The following is a 22,001-nucleotide window of genomic DNA, read 5'->3' as shown; positions in this document are numbered from 1 at the left end:
CGGTCGCGAGCGAGCCTCGTTCAACGGTGGGTGCGGAACCGCAGCTCGTCGTCGATGAAGGTCTTCTCCGCAAAGCCGGCCTCGTTGGAGCCGAAGGGCATCTGGGCTTTGAGCTCCCAGGAGGCCGGGATGTTCCATGTCTTGGCCACGTCGGCATCGACGAGCGGATGATAGTGCTGAAGGCTCGCGCCGATACCGGCGTCGGCAAGCGCCGTCCACACCGCCAACTGCGCCATGCCGGTCGAATGTTCGGACCAGATCGGGAAGTTGTGCGCGTAGAGCGGGAAATTGGCCTGGAGCGCCTTGACCGGCTCCTGATCCTCGTAGAACAGCACCGTCCCGGCGCCGCTGGCGAAGCTGTCGAGCTTCTTGCTCGTCGCCTGGAAATCAGCCGCCGGCACGACCGCACGAAGCGCCTCGCTGGCGATGTTCCAGAACTTGTCGCTTTCCTTGCCGAAAAGGACGACGGCGCGCGAGCTCTGCGAGTTGAAGCTGGAGGGGGACAGGCGGATCGCGTCCCTGATCAGGGCATCGACCTGCGTTTCGGAGATCGGCAGGTTCTTGCCGAGGGCATATTGCGTACGGCGCTTCTTAAGCTTGTCGAGCATGGTTTCCTCGTAGGTGAACGCGGATCACGCTGGCAGGCCGATGAGCCGGAATGGCTTTTCTCGGAACGCACCCTGGGGCGCCCTTCTGCGAAAGCGGGACCTGATGTTCGGTGGTGGAGAGGTAGCGGTTCACTTGCTGCACCGGAACACCCATAATAGGCACCAGACTGTTGCATCTGGAGGAACGCCCCATGGCGGAGCTCGACGATATCCGCAGCTTCATCGCCGTCGCCGAGACAGGCGGGTTCGGGCGCGCGGCCCAGATTCTCGGCCTGTCGAAATCCATCGTCAGCCGCCGCGTCAGCAAGCTGGAGGAGGAGCTCGGCACGCGCCTGCTCAGCCGCACGACGCGCGGAGTGAGCCCGACCGAGGCCGGCAACGAGTTCAAGGCCCGCAGCGAGCGCATCCTGGCGGAGCTGGAGGAGGCGCGCGAGGCGGTGGCGCAGCAGGCGGGCGGCGTCGCCGGCCGGTTGCGGCTCGCCATGCCGCTGACCTTCGGCAACCGCCATGTCGCGCCATTGCTGCGGGAGCTTGCGCTGAAATATCCCCGGCTCGAGATCGACGTGCATGCCAGCGATCAATATGTCGACCTGATCGGCGAGCGGTTCGATGCGGCGATCCGGGTCGGGACGCTGAAGGATTCGAGCCTGATCGCCCGGCGCATCGCGCCGGTTCACACTTCCGTTCTCGGCAGCCCCTCCTATTTCGCCCGCAAGGGCCGTCCCGCGACGCCGCACGATCTCGCCGAGCATGATTGCCTGCTCTACACCGGGACCGCCGAGCAGGAATGGACGTTCCGGATGGGCAAGCGCTGGGTTTCCGTCCGGCCGCCGGGCCGGCTGCGCTCGGATAGCGGCGAGACCTTGCTGGAATGGGCCGTGGCCGGGCTCGGCCTCGTCGTGCTGCCGAACTTCATCGCGTCGGACGCGATCCACTCGGGCGCGCTCAAGCACGCGCTGCTGGATTATCCGATGCCGACGCGCGGGCTCTATGTCGTGCGCCCGCCCGGCGCCTTCGTGCCGGGCAAGGTGCGCGTGCTGATCGACCTGCTCGTCGAGCGCTTCGCCGGCACGCCCTATTGGGACCCCTGCCAGATGGCGATGCAGGAGCGAGGCGTCTCCCGGGAGGCTCCGTGGGAAAGCGGCGAAGCGGTCGCCAGGGTTGCCGCCGCGCCGGAGCATCAGCCGGCGTGATCCCCGGCATCACGCGATTTCGCGTGGCTTTCGGCGCGGCTTCCGGCAGGCTCGCCTCGTTCCATGGGAGATCGCCTGATGCTGCTGGTCGGTATGCTCGACAGTCCTTATGTGCGCCGCGCCGCCATTATCGGCACGCTGCTCGACGTCGCCTTCGAGCATCGCTCGGTGTCGGTGTTCCGGCACATGGATGCGTTCCGCGCGATCAACCCGCTGATCAAGGCGCCGAGCCTGGTCACCGAGGGCGGCGTGGTCATCAGCGAATCGCTGCTGATCATCCAGCATTTCGAGGATGTCGCCGGCCGCTCGCTCAGGCCGGTCGAGCCCGTCTCGCGCGAGCGCGACCTGTCGCTGACCGGGATCGGCATCGTCGCGGCCGACAAGGCCGTCGCGATCGAATATGAGCGCAAGCGGCCGGAGGCGCAGCGCTACGCGCCCTGGCAGGAGCGCATTGTCACGCAGCTCCACACCGCGCTCGATCTGCTCGACGCGGCCGCCCGCGACGGCGCCCTGACGGCAGGACCGGAGCTTCTGCCCAGCGACATCACCGCCGCCATCGCCTGGGGCTTCTGCCGCTTCGTGATCCCGGACTTCGCGCCGGAGGAGCGCTGGCCCCATCTCGCGAAGCAGGCCGCCGCCTGCGAGGCGCTGGACGTCTTCAAGGCCTGGCCAATCGACAGGGAGTGAGGGCGCGGCGTCACTCTCGGGCGACCGCAGGCGACCCGAGAGTCTCGGACAGAAGGAGGCTCCGGGACAAGCGCGTCCGGAGATGCTCGGGTCAAGCCCGAGCATGACGGCGAAACGGCGCTCAGTTCTGTACGAAATTCGTCGGCAGCGGGCGCACGGCCGGGCCGGTGAAGGCGCCGGGCTTGGCATCGATCGGGTCGCCATGGCTGAAGCCGAGCGCCGCGGCGGGGCTTGGACCGGCGATCGGGGCGGCGGAAGGCGCTGCCGCGCGTGCGCGCGCCGTCGCCACCGCGACCGGCTTGCCGGTGTTGCGGGCCGGCCGGACGACCGTGGCGAACAGTGAATCGAGACCCGAGCGGTCCATGCCGACCGGCTCTTCGGGATCGGCGGCGACCGGTACCGAGCGCTCCGTCGCAGTCACGTAGCTGACGCCGCCTTCGCGCGGGCGGACCGGCGGCAGGCTCGCGGTGACGAGCCTGCCCTCGATGGCGGGAGAGGCGGCGTTTCCGCCATCGGCCGGGCGCAGGGCGGCGAGCGCCGCATCGGCGAGGCCGGTCGGCCGGATCGGCGGCAAAGGCGCATTGGCCGGCGTCCCGGCGACGACGAGGCTCTCCGGGGCGGTCATCGCGTCCGGGCGGCGCGGCGGCAGCGAGGCGAGGACGAGCTTCTGCTCGGCGCCCGGTCCGGTCTGGGCGAAGGCGAGCGGGCCGGCGGCGCCGGGAAGCGATGCGACCTGCACCGCCGGCTCGTCAGGCGGCGCGCTCAACCCGCGCGGCCGGGCGAGCGGCAGGGGCGCGTCGATCAGTTGCGGACGATTCTGGGGGGCGGGCTGCGGCTGCGGGGCCGCGGCGGCGATCGCCGCAGGAGCGGGCTCAGGCTGTGTCGGGGCCGCTTGCACCGGGGCCTGCACCGGGGCCTGCTGCGGCGCGATGCGCTGCGAGCGTTCGCGCGTGAGCGCCTGCGCGGCCGGATTGGGCGCGGCGGCGACGGCGAAGCGGCCGCCATCGGCGGCATTGCTGTCGACATAGCCGGTATTGGCATAGGCCATGACGGCCGGCTGCTGGCGGGTGCCGCGGCGGCCACGCGCGGCGGGCCGGGCATCGGCCTCCTCGTCGTCACCACCGAAGAGCGAGGCCCACAGGCTCTTGCCGCCGGAGGACTGGACGGCGCCCTCATCGGCATCGGCCACCGCATAGCCGCCGACCGAGCCGCCGCCCGACAGGATCTCGGCCCTGGCAAGCTCGTAGCCGGCGAGGGGCTGGCCGTCGGCCGGGATATGCACGGTCTTCTGGTCCGGGAAGAGCCGCACGAGCTGGTCGCGCGTCATGCGCGGCCAGGAGCGCACCGAGCCGACATCGAGATGGACGAAGGGGGTGTGGGCGTTCGGATAGAAGCCGACGCCGCCGCGCTGCAGCCGCATGCCGATCTCGCGAATGCGGGCCGTCGGCACGTCGGGCAGATAGAAGTCCATCGCCTTGCCGAGCATGTGCTGGCTGTGCTTGGCGACGGCGCGCGAGCGGCGGCGCAGCATGGCGTTGGTGTTGGGCGAGCGATAGGCGGAGACGACATGGAAGGGCTGCTCGGAACCGAGCTGGCGCTGAACCTCCCAGACGACGTCGAACAGGCGCGGGTCCATCCGGATCGGCTCGTCGCTGCGCCAGTCGCGCAGGGCCCAGTTCAGCTTCTCGAGCGCGGAGGAAACGTAGCGACCATCCTGCTTGAAGGTGACGGTCGTCTCCTCCTTGGTATGCATGTGCAGGATGGTGATGGTGCGCGTGTCACCGTTGGCGACGGCGTTCTGCGTGCCGCGAATGCCAAGCAGGGATGCGGCGACTGCGAGGCAGACCATCGCGACGCGGCGGCGCGCTGGCTTCGAGCCGAAGCGCAACCAACCTGGAATCGTGGCGTCTGTCCTGCCCAATCTGTCTGACCCGTCTCGGTGCCCCCGCCGAAGCGGTATGGTGAACGTGAACGAACAGTTGCGGAGAAGCGTTAACGACCCGTTAGCAAGCCGCCCAGCGCCGCGCCAGGAATTTCTGGGAACGTTTGGCTAAAGACGGATCGTGGCGAAAAGGTGCCCAACCGGCGGCCGGGCCCCAATTCGGCCGGATTCTCCACAATCGGGAGCCTGTTCGAAGTTCTGCGAGCCCTGGTCCCGAGGCGGCCGCGGCGCGGCTGCTCGGGACGAGGCCGAGAGATCCGGCGGGCCGTCAGCCCTGCTGCTCCAGCGCCTGCCGCACGAGACGGTGGAAGCCGTAGACGTCGTCGAAGCGGGTGATATGGCCGTCCGCGCCGATGACGATGGTGTTGTAGACGAGGTGGATCGGCAGCGGCTGCGGCAGGTTGATGCGGCGCTCGCCCTTGCCGATCAGCTTCTTCAGGCGCTCGCTCGTCCATTCCGGCCCGAGCACCTGGTCGGCCAGCGCGAAGGGGTCGTCGACGCGCACGCAGCCATGGCTGAGGGCCCGCCGCTCGCCGGCGAAGAGCCGGCGGTTCGGCGTGTCGTGCAGATAGACCGCATGCTCGTTCGGGAACATGAACTTGATCCAGCCGAGCGCGTTACGCTCGCCGGGCGGCTGGCGCACCGAGATGCCGCCGCCCTTGGTGCGGGTGACGACATAGCCGCGCTTGGCCGCATAGTCCGGATCGGCCGCCAGCCCCGGCAGGAACTCCTTCTTCAGGATCGAGGGCGGCACGTACCAGGACGGGTTGACGATGACGTGGTCCATCTTGTGCGAGAAGATCGGTGTCGCCGAATCCGGCTTGCCGATGATCGCGCGGGCCTCGTGGATCACCTGTCCGTCGCGGATGACGCGCACGCGCATCTCGGGCACGTTGACCATGATGTGCTTGGCGCCGAGATCCGGCGGCAGCCAGCGCCAGCGCTCCATCTGGGCGACGATGTCCTCCTCGCCCCTTGCCGTCGCGGGCTTGCCGAGTGCGGCGAGGGTGCGCTCGCTGAGGATGCCGTTGGCGGGCAGGCCGGCTTTCTTCTGGAAATCGGCCAGGGCCAGCGAGGTCGAGCGGTCGAAGACCGAATCGTCGCTGGAGCCGAGGCCGAGGCGGGCGCGCACCAGCGGCACGCGCTCGTCGCGCATGCCGAGCTTGAGCGGCGGCCCGGCCGGGATGCGCACCAGCGGCGTGTCGTCGAGATGCTCGCGCAGTTCGGCGAGCTTGGCCTTGAGGCGGCGATATTGCTCGTGCGGCGGGTTGTAGGCGGCGAGCACCGCGCCGGCATCGGGAGCGCCGGCGAGCTCGGAGAGCACCTCCGTCGCCGAGGGCAGGTAGAGCGTCGGCGTGATCAGCTTGGAGAGGCGGCGCGGATCGAGGCGGCCGCCGCGCGCGTCGCGGGCATAGAGCACGGCGAGCGCCGAGAGCCGCACATCGGCCTCGGCGAGCTTGGCCTTGTCGCTCAGCTCGAAGACCGGAAGGGCGTAGTCGGTCGGGCGCAGGCCATCATCGGCGGCGTGCTCGAGCTGGGCGACGATGCGCTTGCCGGCGGCGGTCCAGCCCTTGGCGTCGATCCAGAACGGCTTGTTCTCGTTCGCCTGATAGGCGGCGAGGATCTCGCCGCGCTCGCGCTCGCCGAGGCGGCGCACCGCGACGCCGTCATTGGCGCGCGCCGCGATATCGGCGGCGAAGGCGAGGCCCGGCGGCACGTCGACCACCACCTTCGGCATCTCGGGCGGCGGAACCAGCGACGGGATGGCTTCCAGCGGCCCGGCGGCCGGGGCGGCTGCGGGCGGCGCCACCGTCACCGAGGCAGTCACGGGCTTGTCCGGAGCCGGCAGGGCCGGGGCGGCCTGGACGGGCGCGGTCTCGGCGGGAGCAGGGGCGGGCGCCGGCTCGGAGGATTTCGAGGCCGGCACGAGCGCCGGGTCCAGCGCCGGCACCTCGACCTGCGGAATATCGAGCGTGACCGGTTCGGTTTCCGTCTCGACGGGGGCCGTGGCATCGACCGAGGCGGCACCGCGCAAGGTTGCGCCGCTCTTCACGGTTCCGGTGACGATGTCGCTGTCGGAGGGGCGGTCCGTCGCCGTCTGGCCGGCAGGGGCCGGCTTCTCGGTGTCAAGCAGCTTGAGCTGGGGCGTCTCGGGCAGGGGCACGCCGGTCGCCGGATCGGTGGCGAGGGGGGCTTGGGCGAGGGGGGCTTGGGCCGGAGGCGTTTGGGCAAGCACCGGAGCGCAGCTCAGCATGATGGCCAGGGCGGATGCCGAGGTCAGATTCGCCCAGTGGCGACGAGGCATAGTCGCTATCCCGATGAATGCCGGATCACGCCCATTCCTGCGTGACTCGGTTTGCTTCCACAAGATGCGGCGGCGCAACAGGCCGCCACTTTGATTCGTCGCGGCTCAGGCCGCGTCGGTCTCCTCAGGATGGCCGTCGCTCTCGATCAGCCCGTAATCCTTGAGCTTTCGGTAGAGCGTCGAGCGGCCGATGCCGAGCTTGCGCGAGACCTCGGACATGTGCCCGCGGTAATGCGCCAGCGCGAAAGTGATGATGTCGCGCTCGAGATCGTCGAGCTTGCGCATGTCGGAGCCGGAGACGAGCTCGAGCGAGTTCGGGTCGCGCACCGGCATGTGGATGATGCGGGGAGCGGCTTCGGCCTGCGCATCGGCCGGGCCGAGCTGGGCCGGCGCCGGCGGGATGCGGACGTCGTAGCCATCCATCTGCGCCGCGATCTGCGGGAACTCGGCGACGCCGAGCTCGCCGCCATCGGCCAGGACGACGGCGCGGAACATGGCGTTCTCGAGCTGGCGAACATTGCCCGCCCAATCATAGCTCGCGATCAGGGTCATCGCCTCGCTGGAGATGCCGCTGAGCTTCTTGCCCTCCTCGGCGGCGAAGCGGGCGAGGAAGCCGCGGGCAAGGTCGGGAATGTCCTCGCGGCGCTGGCGCAGCGGCGGCAGCGTGATCGGGAAGACATTGAGGCGGTAGTAGAGATCCTCGCGGAACTCGCCGCGCTTCACCTGATCGAGCAGGCTCTTGTTGGTGGCGGAGATGACGCGGATGTCGACCCTGACCGACTTCTTGCCGCCGACGGGGTCGACCTCGCTCTCCTGGATGGCGCGCAGCAGCTTGACCTGGGCGTCGAGCGGCAATTCGCCGACCTCGTCGAGGAAGAGCGTGCCGCCATTGGCCTCGACGAATTTGCCGAGATGGCGCTCGGTGGCACCGGTGAAGGCGCCCTTCTCATGGCCGAAGAGGATGGATTCCACGAGATTGTGCGGGATCGCCCCGCAATTCACCGTGACGAAGGGCTTGCCCTTGCGGTCGCTGGAGCCCTGGATGGCGCGGGCCAGCACCTCCTTGCCGACGCCGGATTCGCCCTCGATCAAGATCGGGATGTTCGATTTCGCCGCCCGTTCGGCCAGGCGCACGACGCGGGCCATGTCGGGGCTCTTGGTCGCGAGGTCGCGGAAGCCCAGCGTGTTGGAGGCGCGGCGCTTGATATGGCGCAATTCATGTTCGAGGGCGCCGAGCTTCAGCACGTTCTTGAGCGAGACCTGGAGGCGCTCGGCGCCGACGGGCTTGACCACGAAATCGACGGCGCCGGCGCGCATGGCCGTGACCACGGTCTCGATCGAGCCGTTCGCCGTCTGCACGATGACGGGCTTGTCGATCTCGCGTTCGCGCAGCGTGGCGAGCACGCCCATGCCGTCGAGGCCGGGCATGTTGAGGTCGAGCACGATCGCGTCGATGGCGTCGCCATCCGGGCCGGCGATCAGCGCGACGGCCGCCTCGCCATTCTCCGCAACCAGGACGCCGTAGCCGAAACGCTTGAGCATCGCGTCGAGCAGGCGGCGCTGGACGGGATCGTCGTCGACGACGAGAACGGTGGCGGTCATGACACCTCGAAAGACGGCGCAACAGGACGGAAAGGCTCGGCTTCGAAAGGAATCGCCTGTTCCGTTCTGGGGCATCGTCGGCCAGAAGAGTTAAGCGGAGTTTAAGCGCGCCGGCCGGGCCCGTCATCAGCGCTGCGGCAGAACGCCCGAGATTGATCCCCGGCCCCATGCTGGCCTAAGTGGGGGCACACCCGATGCCGCGAGACGGAGAGAGCATGTTCTTCCAGACGATGCGAGGCGAGACGGTTCACGGCCAGGCGGCGGCGCATGGCGGCGGCGTCGCCTCCGACAAAGCGCTCGGCGACCTGCCGGAATGGAACCTGGACGATCTCTATCCCGGGATCGATTCCGCTGCCTTCCGAGCCGATCTCGACCACGCCTTCACGCAGGCGCAGGCGCTGGCGGCGGGCTATCGCGGCAAGCTCGCCGAGCTGGCGGGGACGCCCGACGGCAGCGCCCTGCTGGCCGAGGCGGTGAAGGCCTATGAAAGCCTGAGCGACCTGCTCGGGCGGATCGGCGCCTATGCGGGCCTGGTCTATTCCGGCGACACCACCGATCCGCAGCGCGCCAAATTCTATGGCGACACGCAGGACAGGCTGAACGCCGCCATCACCGAATTGCTGTTCTTCGAGCTTGAGCTCAACCGGATCGAGCCGGACTTGCTGGCCAAGGTCGCCGGCGAGGCGCCGCTCTCGCATTGGAAGCCCTGGCTCGACGATCTCTCCAAGGACAAGCCGCACCAGCTCGACGACCGGCTCGAGGCGCTGTTCCACGAGAAGTCGATGACGGGCGCGGCCGCCTGGAACCGCCTCTTCGACGAGACCATCGCCTCGCTGCGCTTCGACGTCGACGGCGAGGAGCTGACGCTGGAGCTCACGCTCAACAAATTGCAGGACGCCGATGGCGAGGCACGCCGCAAGGCGGCGGAGGCGCTGAGCAAGGTCTTCCGCAAGGAGCTGCGCACCTTCGCGCTGATCACCAACACGCTGGCCAAGGACAAGGAAATCTCCGACCGCTGGCGCAAATTCGAGGATGTCGCGGATTCCCGCCATCTGGCGAACAGGGTCGAGCGCGAGGTGGTCGACGCTCTCGTTTCCGCGGTGCGCGAGGCCTATCCGCGGCTGTCCCACCGCTATTATCGCCTGAAGGCCAGATGGTTCGGCCGCGACGCGCTCGATTTCTGGGACCGCAACGCGCCGCTTCCGGAAATCGAGCAGCGCAGCATCCCCTGGACCGAGGCGCGCGACACCGTGCTTTCGGCCTATGGCGCCTTCTCGCCGAAGATGGCGGATATCGCCCGGCGCTTCTTCGACGAGCGCTGGATCGACGCACCGCCGCGTCCCGGCAAGGCACCCGGCGCCTTCGCGCATCCCACCGTGCCGTCAGCGCACCCCTATGTGCTGCTGAACTACCAGGGCAAGCCGCGCGACGTGATGACGCTGGCGCATGAGTTGGGCCATGGCGTGCATCAGGTGCTGGCGGCACCCAACGGCGCCCTGATGGCGCCGACGCCGCTGACGCTGGCGGAGACCGCGAGCGTCTTCGGCGAGATGCTGACCTTCCGGCGCCTGCTCGACACGACCAGCGACCCGAAGCAGCGCAAGGCGATGCTGGCGGCGAAGGTCGAGGACATGATCAACACGGTCGTGCGCCAGATCGCCTTCTACACCTTCGAGCGCAGGGTCCATGAGGCGCGTCGGCAGGGCGAGCTCACGGCCGAGGCGCTGTGCGATCTCTGGATGGGCGTGCAGGCGGAAAGCCTCGGGCCGGCGATCCGGCTGTCGAGCGGCTACGAGCCGTTCTGGTGCTACGTCCCGCACTTCATCCATTCGCCCTTCTACGTCTACGCCTATGCCTTCGGCGATTGCCTGGTGAACTCGCTCTACGGCGTCTACCAGAGCGCGGCAGAGGGCTTCCAGGACCGCTATTTCGCCCTGCTCGCGGCCGGCGGCAGCAAGCCCTATGGCGAATTGCTCAAGCCTTTCGGGCTCGATGCGAAGGATCCGGGCTTCTGGCAGATCGGGCTCAAGATGATCGAGGGGATGATCATCGAGCTGGAGGGGATGGAGTGAGGCTTGCCGTCATGGTCGGGCTTGCCCCGACCATCTCGGAAACCAGTGCCTTCTCGTCCTGAGATTCTCGGGTCTGCGCTTCGCTGCGCCCGAGAATGACGCCGCGGCGACTAGAACTGCACCCTCAAGCCCACCTGCGAGACATTCGCGGTGTAGTCCGATCCCACCGCCGTTGAGTTCAGCCGCTCATGGGTGAAGCTCGCGCGGATCGCGAAGGTGCGGGTCAGCTTGTATTCGATCCGTGCGCCAACATTCAGGTAGTCCTCGCGCAGGCCCTGGCCCTCATACTCCGTGCGGCTGAAATTGGTGAAGCCGGTGAGCGTGAGGTTGCGGCGCAGCGCGTGGGCGATCTCCAGCGTCGCGCGCCGCATCGTCGTGCCCGACGAGCCGGCGATGGTGGTGTCGCCGAGCTGGGCGGTGCCGCGCAGCGTCACCGTGGTCAGCGGGGTCGGCGACCAGAGGATCGAGGCGTCGCCGACGAAGCCGCGCAGGTCCTTCAGCCTGTTATCCTCGTAGCGCCGGTTCTGGTAGCCGCCCGAAACCTCGCCCTTGAGCTGCTGGCTGAACTCGAAGGTCGAGCCGATGCTGCCGGTGATGCCGTCGGAGGAGCGCATATAGCCGCTCGAATCGGTCTTCTCGTCGAAATCGCGCCGGTCGATCTCGGCCTGGACATAGGGCTTGAAGCCGGGCGTGACCTCATAGGCCGCGCGCAGGCGCAGGCCGTAATCGGTCATGTTGCGGTCCTTCTGGGAGAGGATTGCACCGCTCGTCAGCCTGGCATCCTCGAAGTCGCTGCGGTCGGCCGAGCCGCGCAAGGTGAGCTGCAGGCGGTTGAAGTCCTGCGTCACGCCGGCCGAGCCGCCATATTGCCAGACCTGCGGGCGGCCCTGGACATTGGCGTTCAGGTCCGGCGAGCCGGGACGCTGGGTGTCGAGCTTGAGGCGCGATTCGAGCAGGATGTGGGTGTCGCGCGTGGCGTCGAGCCTGAGGTCGAGATTGCCCTCGGCATCGGGGCGCGAGGCGTTCCGATCACTGAAGTAATCCATGTAGCCGGCGCGCAGCTTGCCCTTGAGCTCATGCACGTTCCAGTCGGACTGCACCTCCACTTCCGCGTCGTAGCGCTGGAAGACCGAGCCCTTGGTGCCGGGCGTGGCGCTGCGCTGCGGGTTGGTGTCGTAGCCGGTCGAGCCGGTGATCGCCGGCTTCAGCGTGACCGCGCCCAGCCGCAGGCCGAGCGGCGCCCAGGGATCGTCCTCGGCGCTCGCGCGGCGCCGGCGCGGGGGAGGCGGCAAGGCCGCTTCCGGCGCGGGCAAGACCGCGACAGGCGGTTGCGGCGGGCGGAACTGGCGCTGCGTGGTGCCGCGCAGGGCCGGCGGCTGCAGCGGCCGGCTGGCACGCGGCGGCTGGCGCCCGGAGATGGCGGAAGGCTGGCCCTGGACGAGGGAGGCCGGATCGCGGATCGCCTGCGGATCGGGGGTGGCGGGCGTGAGCGGCTGTTCCGGCGGCGCGGGAGGCTGCGCGACATAAGCCGGCGTTCCCGTCCTGAGCCCGGCGCGCGGCGCCTGCTGCGCGCCCGCCGGCAGGCAGCCGAGCGCCAGGGCCGCCAGCGCGGAGCCGGACAGAAGCAGGATCTTGGCGCGGCCTGACACGGGCTTCGCGGGGCTCCAGGGCAGCAACAGGTGACAGCAATGGCTGGCGCGCCCGGCAGAGGGCGCATGGTTAACGCAGTTAGAACGAACAGGGTTAAGGAGCCGTCAACGCGCCGGCCGCGATCGCCGCGGCGGTGGAAATCCCGCATCGCCCCGTGCTAGAGCGCGCCATGACCGAAAACATCCGCGCCTCGGCGCTCCGCACCATCGCCACGGAACGGGCCGGGCTCGACACGCTCCATGCCGCCCTCGCCGACGGGCTCGGGCAGCCCTTCACCGAGGCCGTCGCGATGATCCTGGCTGCGAGCGGCCGCGTGATCGTCTCCGGCATGGGCAAGTCCGGCCATGTCGGGCGCAAGCTCGCCGCGACCCTGGCCTCGACCGGCACGCCCGCCCATTTCGTCCACCCGGCCGAGGCGAGCCATGGCGATCTCGGCATGGTCAGGCCGGAGGATGTGGTGATCGCGCTGTCCTGGTCGGGCGAGACGGCGGAGCTTGCCGCGCTCGTCGGCTATACCCGCCGCTTCCGCGTCGGGCTGATCGCCTTCACCGCGAATCCCGAGAGCACGCTCGGCAAGGAGGCGGATGTCGCGCTGATCCTGCCCAAGGCGACCGAGGCCTGCCCCAACGGGCTCGCGCCGACCACCTCGACCACCATGCAGATCGCACTCGGCGATGCGCTGGCGGTGGCGCTGCTGGAGGCGCGCGGCTTCTCGCGGCAGGATTTCTTCGTCTACCACCCCGGCGGCAAGCTCGGCGCGCAGCTCAAGACGGTCGAGAGCATCATGCATCGCGGCGCGGAACTGCCGCTGATCGGGCTGGATACGGCGCTGCCCGATGTGATCGCCATGATCTCGGAGAAGAGTTTCGGCTGCGCGGTCGTGATGGATCTCGACGGCAGGCTCGCCGGGGTCGTCACCGATGGCGACCTGCGCCGCAAGGCGACGATGGCAGGCGGTGCCGCGCTCAGGGCTCGCGATCTCATGACGGTCAACCCGCGCCGCGTCGGGCCTGAGACGCTCGCCGTCGAGGCGCTGGAACTGGTCAATCGTCTCAGGATCACCGCGCTGATCGTGGCGGATTCGGAGGAGCGTCCGGTCGGGCTCGTCCATGTCCACGACTTGCTGGCGATGGGCGTCGCGTAGTCCCGGCCCGTCATGCTCGGGCTTGACGAGCATCTCGCGACATGGATGCTTCGGCTCCTCCTCGGCCTGATATTCGCGGATCTACGTGTCGCTGCGCCCTGCGCCCGAGAATGACGCCGGGTTCATGATGGTTCGGCCTTGCCGTCGGCGCCTTCCCGCCTATCTAAAGCTCCAGAAACTACAGCTTTGGAGGTTGCGATGGTTGCGACGGCACGGCTCGAACGCGTGATGCCGATCGGCGCGCTGGCAGAGCGCACCGGCGTCAAGGTCGAGACCATCCGCTATTACGAGCAGGTCGGGCTTTTGCCGCCGCCGGAGCGTTCCGAGGGCAACCAGCGCCGTTATGGCCGGCGTCATGCCGAGCGGCTCGCCTTCATCAAGCATGCGCGCGATCTCGGCTTCGCGGTGGACAATATCCGCACGCTGCTCAGGCTTTCCGACACGCCCGGCATGGCCTGCGACGAGGCGCATGCGATCTCCGCCGGTCATCTCGAAGAGGTGCGCGACAAGATCGCCAGGCTGCGCTCGCTGGAAAAGGAGCTGGAGCGGATCGCCACCACCTGCTCGGGCGGCGTCGCCGCCTGCGATTGCGCCATCATCGAGGCGCTGGCCGATCACGGCCAATGCGATCACGCCCGCCATTGAGGCGGTCTGGCGATGTGAAGCTTCAGCCGGCCGGAACAGCGGCCGTCATCCCGGATCGGCGCGGCTTTGCCGCTTGTCCGGGATGACCTTGCGTTTTCATCGGGCGGGGCTCGATGTCGATTGCCTCTCGTTTCCGCGCCGGAAAGTCTTAAATAGGAACTGCGCCGGACGGCCTCGCCGTCCAGTTTTCGGGTTGGCAAGAGGGCGGGCGATGCCGGTATTGCGTTTGTCGGCGGGCTTCCGGCCCGGCGAGGGGAACAAACCCCGATTCTCCGGGAGTCAGCGATTCGGGCTTGCTTCGTTCCGGAGTCGTTCTTGCCGGAGTTCTTCCTGCCAGAGTCGTTCCGACAAGACCCGTCCCTGATTTCAGTTCACGCACCCGCCCGGACGGCTGAGGCTCGCGTCGAGCCGGTGTCGCCCGGATGGACGAGATGATCGGCCCTTCGCCTTGCAGCTCTTTCGTTCGTTGCCTCCCGCCGCCCGCGCCAACAGCGTCACCGCGGTGCTCGGACCCACCAATACCGGCAAGACCCATCTCGCCATCGAGCGCATGGTCGCCCATCCCACCGGGATGATCGGCCTGCCGCTGCGCCTGCTGGCGCGCGAGGTCTATCAACGGGTCGTCGACAAGGTCGGGCCGGAGGCCGTCGCCCTCGTCACCGGCGAGGAGAAGATCAAGCCGGAGCGGCCGCGCTTCTGGGTCTGCACCGTCGAGGCGATGCCGCGCGATCTCGCCGTCGATTTCGTCGCGATCGACGAGATCCAGCTCGCCGCCGATCTCGACCGCGGCCATGTCTTCACCGACAGGCTCCTGAACCGGCGCGGCCGGGCCGAGACGATGCTGATCGGTGCCGGGACGATGCGTCCGCTGATCGAGCAGCTCATGCCGGGTGTCAATGTCGTCACGCGCCCACGCCTGTCGCAGCTCACCTTCGCCGGCGACCGCAAGATCACCCGTCTGCCGCCGCGCTCGGCGATCGTCGCCTTTTCGGTGGAGGAGGTCTACGCCATCGCCGAATTGATCCGCCGGCAGAAGGGCGGGGCGGCGGTCGTGCTGGGGGCGTTGTCACCGCGCACGCGCAATGCCCAGGTCGAGATCTACCAGTCCGGCGATGTCGACTATCTCGTCGCCACCGACGCGATCGGCATGGGGCTCAATCTCGACGTCAACCACATCGCCTTCGCGGCGGACAAGAAATTCGACGGCCATCATTTCCGCAAGCTCAACCCGGCCGAGTTCGGCCAGATCGCCGGCCGGGCCGGGCGGCATCTGCGCGACGGCACCTTCGGCACCAGCGGGCGCTGCCCGCCCTTCGACGCGGAGCTGGTGGATGCGATCGAGAATCACCGCTTCGAGCCGATCCGCCAGATGCAGTGGCGCAATTCCGATCTCGACCTGCGCTCGGTCGGCGGCCTCCTGGACACGCTGAACATCCAGCCCTCCGAACAGGGGCTGACGCGGGCGCTGATCGCCGAGGACATGACGACGCTGGAAATCCTGGCCAGGGACCCCGACATCGCGCCGCTGGCGCATGGCCGGGCTGCGGTGGAGCGGCTCTGGGAGGTCTGCGGCCTGCCCGATTACCGCAAGATCTCGCCGATGCAGCATGCCGATCTGGCGACGACGCTTTATCTCAGGCTGATGCGCCATGGCCGGCTCGATGCCGACTGGTATGCGGCGCAACTCGGCTCGCTCGACCGCACCGATGGCGAGATCGACACGCTCTCCGCCCGCATCGCGCAGGTCCGGACCTGGACCTATGTCGCCAACCGGCCCGACTGGTTACCTGATCCTGAGCATTGGCAGGGCATGGCGCGTCTTGTAGAGGACAAGCTGTCGGATGCTCTGCATGAGCGTCTGGCCCACCGATTTGTCGATCGGCGCACCAGTGTCCTGATGCGCCGCTTGCGGGAGAATGCGATGTTGGAGGCTGAGGTCACTGCGACGGGCGACGTGCTCGTCGAGGGCCAGCATGTGGGAATGCTGCAGGGCTTCCGCTTCACGGCGGACCCGAAGGCGGGCGGGTCGGAGGTCAAGGCTCTGAACCTCGCGGCCATGAAGGCGCTCGGTTCCGAGATCGAGGCCCGGGCCGCGCGCGTCGTGCTGGCGGGCGACGACGCCTTCCTGCTCTCGCATGACGGGCTCGTGCGCTGGACCGGCGAGCCTGTGGCGCGCCTCGTCGCCGGCGAGAAGGTGCTGGAGCCGCGGCTTCGCCTGCTGGTCGAGGAGCATCTCAACGGTGCGGCGCGCGAGCAGGTCGAGGCGCGCCTCACGCTCTGGCTGAAGAATCACGTCACCCGCCTGCTCGGCGCGATCCAGATCCTGGAGGCGGCCGAGAACGTCGCTGGCATCGCTCGCGGCATCGCCTATCAGACAGCCGAGGCGCTCGGCGTGCTCGAGCGTTCGAAGGTCGGCGAGGAGATGAAGGCGCTCGATCAGGAGGGCCGGGCGGCGTTGCGCCAGCTCGGCATCCGCTTCGGGGCTTTCCACATCTACATGCCCGCCCTGCTGAAGCCGGCGCCGCGCGCGCTCGCCGCCCAGCTCTGGGCGCTGAAGCATGGCGGACCGGAGACGGCGGGGCTCGACGACATCGCCCATCTCGCGGCGTCCGGCCGCACCTCCTTCCCGGTCGACAAGGCCGTGCCGAAGGGGCTCTACCGGGCGGCGGGCTATCGCGTCTGCGGCGAGCGGGCGGTGCGCGTCGACATTCTGGAACGCCTCGCGGACCTGATCCGCCCGGCGATCGCCTATCGTCCCGGCGCCACGCAGGGCACGCCGCCGGCCGGCAGCGCCGATCAGGACGGCTTCGTCGTCACCGGCGCGATGACCTCGCTCGTCGGCTGCGCCGGCGAGGATTTTGCCTCGATTCTGCGCTCGCTCGGCTATGTCTCGGTGAAGCGTCCGGGCCCGGCGATCACCGTGCCGCTGGCGCCGCCGCCGGCCGCCACCGAGCCGGCCAAGCCGGTCGAGGCGAAGGCGAGCGACGAGACGGCCGATGACGCTGCCGGCGAGACGCCGGTCGGGGCCGCTGCCGACGAGGCCGTGCCAGCCGATGGCGCGGTGTCGGCGGACGCTTCCGAGGAAGCCGCTGCCGTCGTCGAACCGGCCGAGGCCCTGAACGAGGGCGCGCTGGCGGAGGGCGAGACGCCTGTCACCGAAGCGCCTGCCGTCGAGACGGCGGATACGCCGATCCTCACCGAAACCGAGCTCGACGCGGTGCGCGAGCCTGTGCCGGCCGATGCGCTCTCGGCCTTGCCGGCTGCGCCGTCGGCTGAGGTTGCGGATGCAGCCGCGGAGGCCGAAATCGCTGCCGAAGCTGCGCCGGCCGAGCCCGAGCTCATCGAGATCTGGCGGCCGCATCGCCACCAGGGTGGGCGCCGGCCCGAGCATGCTCAGCGCGGCCGGCAGGACGGCCCGCGCCGCGAGGGCGAGCGCCGTGGCGGTGACCGTCCGCAGCGCGAGGGGCGCCCCGGCGGCCCGCGTCGCGACGGGCGGCCCGAAAATCGTCCGGCTGCCGCGGCAGCGGGCGAGGGTGCCGCTCAGCGCCAGGAACGTCCGAACCAGGACCAGCGCCCCCGCCGTGACGAGCGTCCGCGCTCCGATGAGCGTCCGCGCCGCGAGGATCAGCCGCGGCAAGGGCGCCCCGAGGGCGGTCGCGGCCCGCGCCCCGACTTCAAGCGCGACGGTCGCCCCGGCGGCCCGCGCCGCGAGGAGCGTGGGGGAGAGCGCTTCCAGCAGCCGCAGCGCCCGCGCCCGGCCAATCGCGAGCCCGATCCCGATTCGCCCTTCGCCAAGCTGGCCGCGCTCAAGGCGCAGCTCGAAGGCAGCAAGACCTAGGACCCGGGGAGGCGTAGCCGTTGCGGGAGCATCGTCAACGCCTCGACAAATGGCTCTGCTTCGCGCGCTTCGCGCGAACGCGGCCGGCGGCCGTGCGTCTGGTGGAAGACGGCCATGTCCGGATTGCGGGGCGGCGAGCCGAGAACCCCGCACAGGGGCTCAAGCTGGGGGACGTGCTGACGCTCGCCTTGCCGCACGCCACCGTCGTCGTGCGGATACTGGCCTTCGCCGAGCGCCGGGGCCCGTTCGAGACGGCGAGGCTCCTCTATGAGCGCCTCGACGAAGGCGGCGACGATCCCTCTCTTGCGGAGGGCGAGGGAGGCGACTAAATCCGGCCGCTATCGCCCGCAAGATCGATATGCGGCCATGCGGCGAACGAATTTCTCCCAGTGGATGCCGGAAGGGCAAAGTCTTCTGCCGAGCCCGGCGAAAACAATCTTGAAACCTGCGCCTGTCGGGGGTTTATGAGGTCGTTTAGAAGTGTTGGAAGGGCCGGCCCATGACCTATGTGGTCACCGAGAACTGCATCAAGTGCAAGTACATGGATTGCGTCGAGGTTTGCCCGGTCGACTGCTTCTATGAAGGCGAGAACATGCTCGTCATCCACCCCGACGAATGCATCGATTGCGGCGTCTGCGAACCGGAATGCCCGGCCGAGGCGATCAAGCCCGACACCGAGCCCGGCCTCGAAAGCTGGCTGCAGCTCAACACCAAATATGCCGCGAGCTGGCCGAACATCACGCAGAAGAAGGACGCCCCGGCCGATGCGAAGGCGTTCGACGGGGTCGCCGGCAAGCTCGAGATGTTCTCGCCCGAGCCGGGCGAAGGCGACTGATTTTCGCCGCTTCGGACGGTCCGTTCTGCGTTAACCATGACCGTGCCGCGCGCATGGCGGCGGATGGCTGCCCGCGTTTACCTTTGATTCGGCGTGTTTTTTGTGCTACACACAAACTCAGTCGAATTCGTTCCGCATGCCCCCTGCGAGGTTTTCACAAACGGGGCGTTCCCAAAGATCGCGTGCAACATGAAGGGCCGGCGGCTTTTCGCCGGAACAATCCGTTGTTCGCTTCTATGGGCGAGATGAACCAATCGACTGAGGGAGCGTGAAGCGCCGCATCACCGCGTCGCGTCAGGCGGAATGTCCCCGGCCATCCGGACGGGGACGGATTATCGCGCGCCCGCCACGGCGGGCCGGTCAGGAGTCGTAACGGCATGTCTACGGTGAAGAAAGCTGCTGTGCGCCAGGGTTTCAAGACGGGCGAATACGTCGTCTATCCGTCCCATGGCGTCGGACAGATCACGGCGATCGAAGAGCAGGAAGTCGCCGGCTTCAAGCTCGAGCTGTTCGTGGTCAGCTTTGCCAAGGACAAGATGACCCTTCGCGTTCCCACCGCCAAAGCCATCAGCGTCGGGCTGCGCAAGCTCGCCGATGCCGAAGCCGTCGCCAAGGCGCTGACCACGCTCACCGGCCGCGCCCGCGTCAAGCGCACCATGTGGTCGCGCCGCGCGCAGGAATACGAGGCGAAGATCAATTCGGGCGATCTCGTCGCCATCGCCGAGGTGGTGCGCGATCTCTATCGCTCGGAGGCCCAGCCCGAGCAGTCCTATTCCGAGCGCCAGCTCTATGAAGCCGCCCTCGACCGCATGGTTCGCGAGATCGCGGTCGTCGACGACGTCACCGAGATCGAGGCGCTCAAGAAGATCGAGGGCCAGCTCGCCAAGTCGCCGCGCCGGGTCGGCAAGGGCGAGGCCGTCGAGGCGGATGCTGAGCTCGAAGGCGACAACGACGATCTGCAGGAAGAAGCGGCCTGAGCCGTTCCTATCGGATCCCAGAATGCGAACCCGGCGGGCGACCGCCGGGTTTTTGTTTGCCGAGCCTTGCTTCGTCGCACTCGCAATGACGGGTGAAGGCGCCCGCTACTCGCCGATGACCTTGTAGCGCTGGCCGGGCGTGAGCGCGGCGGCGCGGTCGAACCCGTTCAGGAGCTGGAAGAGCTCGGCCGGCCGATCCTGCTCCGGCATGCGCTCCGCCATGCTCGCCACCGTGTCGCCCGGCGCCGCGTTGACGATACGGATGCGCAGCGGCCGGGCGGTCTGCGCCTCGGCCGGCGTCAGGGTCCGGAAGCTCTCGACGATGCTGCGCATCGGGCGTTCCGGATCGGCGGCGCCGCGCGCTGCCAGGATGAAGCGGTAGACGCGGTCGCCGAACTGCACGGCCGCCAGACGGAACGTCCAATCCGTGCCCTTGCCATGGGCGATGACGGCGGGCTGCCCGCCCATCTCGATCTTCTCGATGCCGGTCGTCTCGACACCCTCGATCCAACCGGCCGCGACATAGGATTCGAGCGTCTGGTCGGGCTTGAGCGTCACGGAGTCGAAGCGCAGGGCCTGCGCGCCATTGGCGCTGACGCCGATGACCATGTCCTGCGCCGCTTCGAGGCTGAAGCCGTCCGGCGCCGAGAAGGAGATGCGCAGCGAGCTGTTCACATAGCGCCGGCCGCGCACCACGCCGTCGCGCGGATCGTCGCCATAGGCGAGGCCGTCGATGGCGGTCAGCCAGCGGCCGGCATCGTGCTCGCCCAGGCCCGGCGCGGCGATCTGGCGCGCAGCGGCGGTGACGGCGGCGATGCGCTCCGGCGTCTGCGGATGGGTCGCGAGCATGTCGAGGCGCTTGTCCTCCGCGCTCTGCTGCTGCTGTCCGCTGTTGCGGAAGGCGGTGTTGCGGCCGAGCGTGTTGAGGAAGCGGCTCGCGCCGTAAGGGTCGTATCCGGCGCGGGCGAGGCTGGTCACGCTGATCTTGTCGGCCTCGAATTCCTGTTGGCGCGAGAAGCGGGCGAGGGAGAGCTTCGAGCCCGCCTGGACCGCGGCGCTCTGGTTCGGATCCTTCAGCACCTGCGAGACGACCTGGTTGACCAGGGCCGATTCCGCCTCCTTCTCGGCGCGCTGGACCGCATGCTGGGCGGTAACGTGCCCGATCTCATGGGCGAGGACCGAGGCAATCTCCGAGGTGTCGTTGGCGAGCGCCAGCAGGCCGCGCGTGACGTAGAGCCGGCCGTTGGGCAGAGCGAAGGCGTTGACCGCCGGTGAGTTCAGGATGGTGATCTCATAGGCGCCGATCTGGCCGTCGCTGGTCTTGGCGAGGCGCTGGACGATGTCGTCGAGCGCGGCCTTGGTGCGCGGCGCGCGATATTCCCCGCCGAAGGCCGCGAGCAGGCGCTGATGCTCCTGGTCGGAGGCGCGCTGGACGGGGCTGATGCGCGGCGCGATCTCGCCGTCGCCCGACATGCTGGCCGGCAGCACGGAGGTCTGGTCGCCGAAGCACCCGGCGAGCAGCAGCGCCAGGGCAAGGGCGCCGAGCCGCTTGCCCCGTCCTGCGAACCGTGTTGGCCAGACTTTCCGCATCCCTCAGTCGATCAGTTCCAGCGCGGCGCGCGAGGTGACTTCGAGCAGAAGGCCACCGCGGCCCGCGAGCACGCCATAGGCTCGCAGGCGTTTACCGCCGAGTGCGGCCGGGGTCCAGCCCGCCTCCTTCAGTTCCCGCCAGAGCTTGCGTGACAGAACGATCGAGGCCGCCTCCCCGGGCCGGCGCGAAAAGTTCAGATAGGTCCGCTGCGAGCGCTCGCCCACGGACGCGATCCGGCCTTCCAGCATGACGTAGCGACCCTCCTGCCCCTTGACGGCGGCGAGATCATGACCGTCGATCGCCAGCGGCGTCAAACCTTGGGCCGCCGGCGGCAAAACTTGCGAGGCAGAGGTTACCTTTGTCTGAATCGCGGTGGGGCCGGGCGCGCAACGCGCTACCTGCGCTTCTGCCAAGGGCAGGGCGGCGCCGCTCTTCTGGAGCAGTTGCGCGATCTCTTCGCGCCCGGCACCGGGCGCGGCCTCGACGAAGAGGCGGGCCGGCCAGCGACCCCAGCGATCCTTCTCGCCGGTGATCGCAAGCAGGATGTCGCGGCCGAGAAAGGGCGCGAGCCCGGATCGGAAACGGGCATCCTCCGCTGCATCCTGGCGAGGCGCCAGGCCGACCAGTCGCAAGGCGCGGCCATCGGCCAGGAGCGGATCGCCGGCGGCGTCGAAGCCCGAGAGGCGTGCCGGCACTGTCTCGACCGCCTCGACGCCGCAGGGCGTGGCCGCGCGGGCGGCAAGCGGCAGGGCGCCGAGGAGCCACAGGCCGAGAAGAAGGGGCTTCACCGTCATCGTGGTTATGCTACAGGGAGTTTCGTGCGTCCCGGTAGCTCAGCAGGATAGAGCAACGGTTTCCTAAACCGTAGGTCAGGGGTTCGAATCCCTTCCGGGACGCCATAAATCAGCGATA

Annotated in this window: 16 protein-coding genes and 1 tRNA gene; 10 read left to right on the top strand and 7 right to left on the bottom strand. The window is 68.8% G+C overall.

All coding sequences use genetic code 11. The features are described 5' to 3' along the window. Positions 1-20 precede the first annotated feature (20 nt). A complete protein-coding gene (locus tag IED13_RS09820; protein WP_038363026.1) occupies positions 21-608 on the bottom strand; it encodes a nitroreductase family protein in 588 nt (195 codons plus the stop codon). Between the two features lie 191 nt (positions 609-799). On the opposite strand from IED13_RS09820, the gene IED13_RS09815 reads away from it, so the two are divergent. Continuing rightward, entirely contained in the window at positions 800-1,801 is a 1,002-nt protein-coding gene (locus IED13_RS09815) for a LysR family transcriptional regulator (RefSeq protein WP_191124071.1), read from the top strand. Positions 1,802-1,879: 78 nt separating this feature from the next. Continuing rightward, positions 1,880-2,488, top strand: a complete 609-nt coding sequence (locus IED13_RS09810; protein WP_166653077.1) for a glutathione S-transferase family protein — start codon at positions 1,880-1,882, stop codon at positions 2,486-2,488. A 121-nt stretch (positions 2,489-2,609) separates the two neighbouring features. Here IED13_RS09810 and IED13_RS09805 read toward each other — a convergent pair whose 3' ends face one another. From IED13_RS09805 to IED13_RS09795, 3 genes are all read right to left on the bottom strand, one after another. Further along, positions 2,610-4,376, bottom strand: a complete 1,767-nt coding sequence (locus IED13_RS09805) for a peptidoglycan L,D-endopeptidase MepK (protein ID WP_318652241.1) — start codon at positions 4,374-4,376, stop codon at positions 2,610-2,612. A 322-nt stretch (positions 4,377-4,698) separates the two neighbouring features. Continuing rightward, positions 4,699-6,735 (bottom strand): L,D-transpeptidase family protein, encoded by a 2,037-nt coding sequence (locus tag IED13_RS09800; protein WP_191124070.1) that lies wholly within the window; start codon positions 6,733-6,735, stop codon positions 4,699-4,701. A 105-nt stretch (positions 6,736-6,840) separates the two neighbouring features. Further along, on the bottom strand, positions 6,841-8,337 hold the full coding sequence (locus IED13_RS09795) for a sigma-54-dependent transcriptional regulator (protein WP_191124069.1): 1,497 nt from the start codon (positions 8,335-8,337) through the stop codon (positions 6,841-6,843). A gap of 215 nt (positions 8,338-8,552) precedes the next feature. Here IED13_RS09795 and IED13_RS09790 point away from each other — a divergent pair, with 215 nt between their 5' ends. Next, positions 8,553-10,409 carry a M3 family oligoendopeptidase gene (locus tag IED13_RS09790; RefSeq protein ID WP_113251928.1) on the top strand — a complete coding sequence of 619 codons (1,857 nt, stop codon included), beginning with the start codon at positions 8,553-8,555 and terminating at the stop codon, positions 10,407-10,409. Positions 10,410-10,519: 110 nt separating this feature from the next. Here the strand turns inward: IED13_RS09790 and IED13_RS09785 are convergent, their stop codons facing one another. After that, positions 10,520-12,058 (bottom strand): outer membrane beta-barrel protein, encoded by a 1,539-nt coding sequence (locus tag IED13_RS09785; RefSeq protein ID WP_162720073.1) that lies wholly within the window; start codon positions 12,056-12,058, stop codon positions 10,520-10,522. Between the two features lie 170 nt (positions 12,059-12,228). On the opposite strand from IED13_RS09785, the gene IED13_RS09780 reads away from it, so the two are divergent. The 6 genes from IED13_RS09780 (at position 12,229) to IED13_RS09755 (ending at position 19,498) form a co-directional block, all read left to right on the top strand. Continuing rightward, on the top strand, positions 12,229-13,203 hold the full coding sequence (locus IED13_RS09780; protein WP_112763112.1) for a KpsF/GutQ family sugar-phosphate isomerase: 975 nt from the start codon (positions 12,229-12,231) through the stop codon (positions 13,201-13,203). Positions 13,204-13,401: 198 nt separating this feature from the next. Beyond that, positions 13,402-13,848 (top strand): MerR family transcriptional regulator, encoded by a 447-nt coding sequence (locus IED13_RS09775; protein WP_185748038.1) that lies wholly within the window; start codon positions 13,402-13,404, stop codon positions 13,846-13,848. Positions 13,849-14,296: 448 nt separating this feature from the next. After that, positions 14,297-17,686 (top strand): helicase-related protein, encoded by a 3,390-nt coding sequence (locus IED13_RS09770; protein WP_248312530.1) that lies wholly within the window; start codon positions 14,297-14,299, stop codon positions 17,684-17,686. 20 nt (positions 17,687-17,706) lie between these two features. Beyond that, on the top strand, positions 17,707-18,015 hold the full coding sequence (locus IED13_RS09765; RefSeq protein ID WP_038363042.1) for an RNA-binding S4 domain-containing protein: 309 nt from the start codon (positions 17,707-17,709) through the stop codon (positions 18,013-18,015). A gap of 170 nt (positions 18,016-18,185) precedes the next feature. Then, complete coding sequence (gene fdxA / locus IED13_RS09760) at positions 18,186-18,521, top strand: ferredoxin FdxA (protein WP_038363045.1); 336 nt, start codon at positions 18,186-18,188, stop codon at positions 18,519-18,521. A gap of 377 nt (positions 18,522-18,898) precedes the next feature. Next, positions 18,899-19,498, top strand: a complete 600-nt coding sequence (locus IED13_RS09755; protein WP_038363047.1) for a CarD family transcriptional regulator — start codon at positions 18,899-18,901, stop codon at positions 19,496-19,498. Between the two features lie 105 nt (positions 19,499-19,603). Here the strand turns inward: IED13_RS09755 and IED13_RS09750 are convergent, their stop codons facing one another. Then, positions 19,604-21,088: a M48 family metalloprotease gene (locus tag IED13_RS09750; RefSeq protein ID WP_133565436.1), complete on the bottom strand. Its 1,485-nt coding sequence runs from the start codon at positions 21,086-21,088 to the stop codon at positions 19,604-19,606. A gap of 3 nt (positions 21,089-21,091) precedes the next feature. Then, positions 21,092-21,883: a hypothetical protein gene (locus IED13_RS09745; protein WP_191124068.1), complete on the bottom strand. Its 792-nt coding sequence runs from the start codon at positions 21,881-21,883 to the stop codon at positions 21,092-21,094. 28 nt (positions 21,884-21,911) lie between these two features. Between IED13_RS09745 and IED13_RS09740 the strand changes: the two genes are divergently transcribed. After that, positions 21,912-21,988, top strand: a tRNA-Arg gene (locus tag IED13_RS09740). The last annotated feature ends 13 nt before the right edge of the window (positions 21,989-22,001 follow it).

Source organism: Allobosea spartocytisi (assembly GCF_014764685.1).
Classification (GTDB): domain Bacteria; phylum Pseudomonadota; class Alphaproteobacteria; order Rhizobiales; family Beijerinckiaceae; genus Allobosea; species Allobosea spartocytisi.
This window is presented reverse-complemented; position numbering and strand designations above follow the sequence as displayed.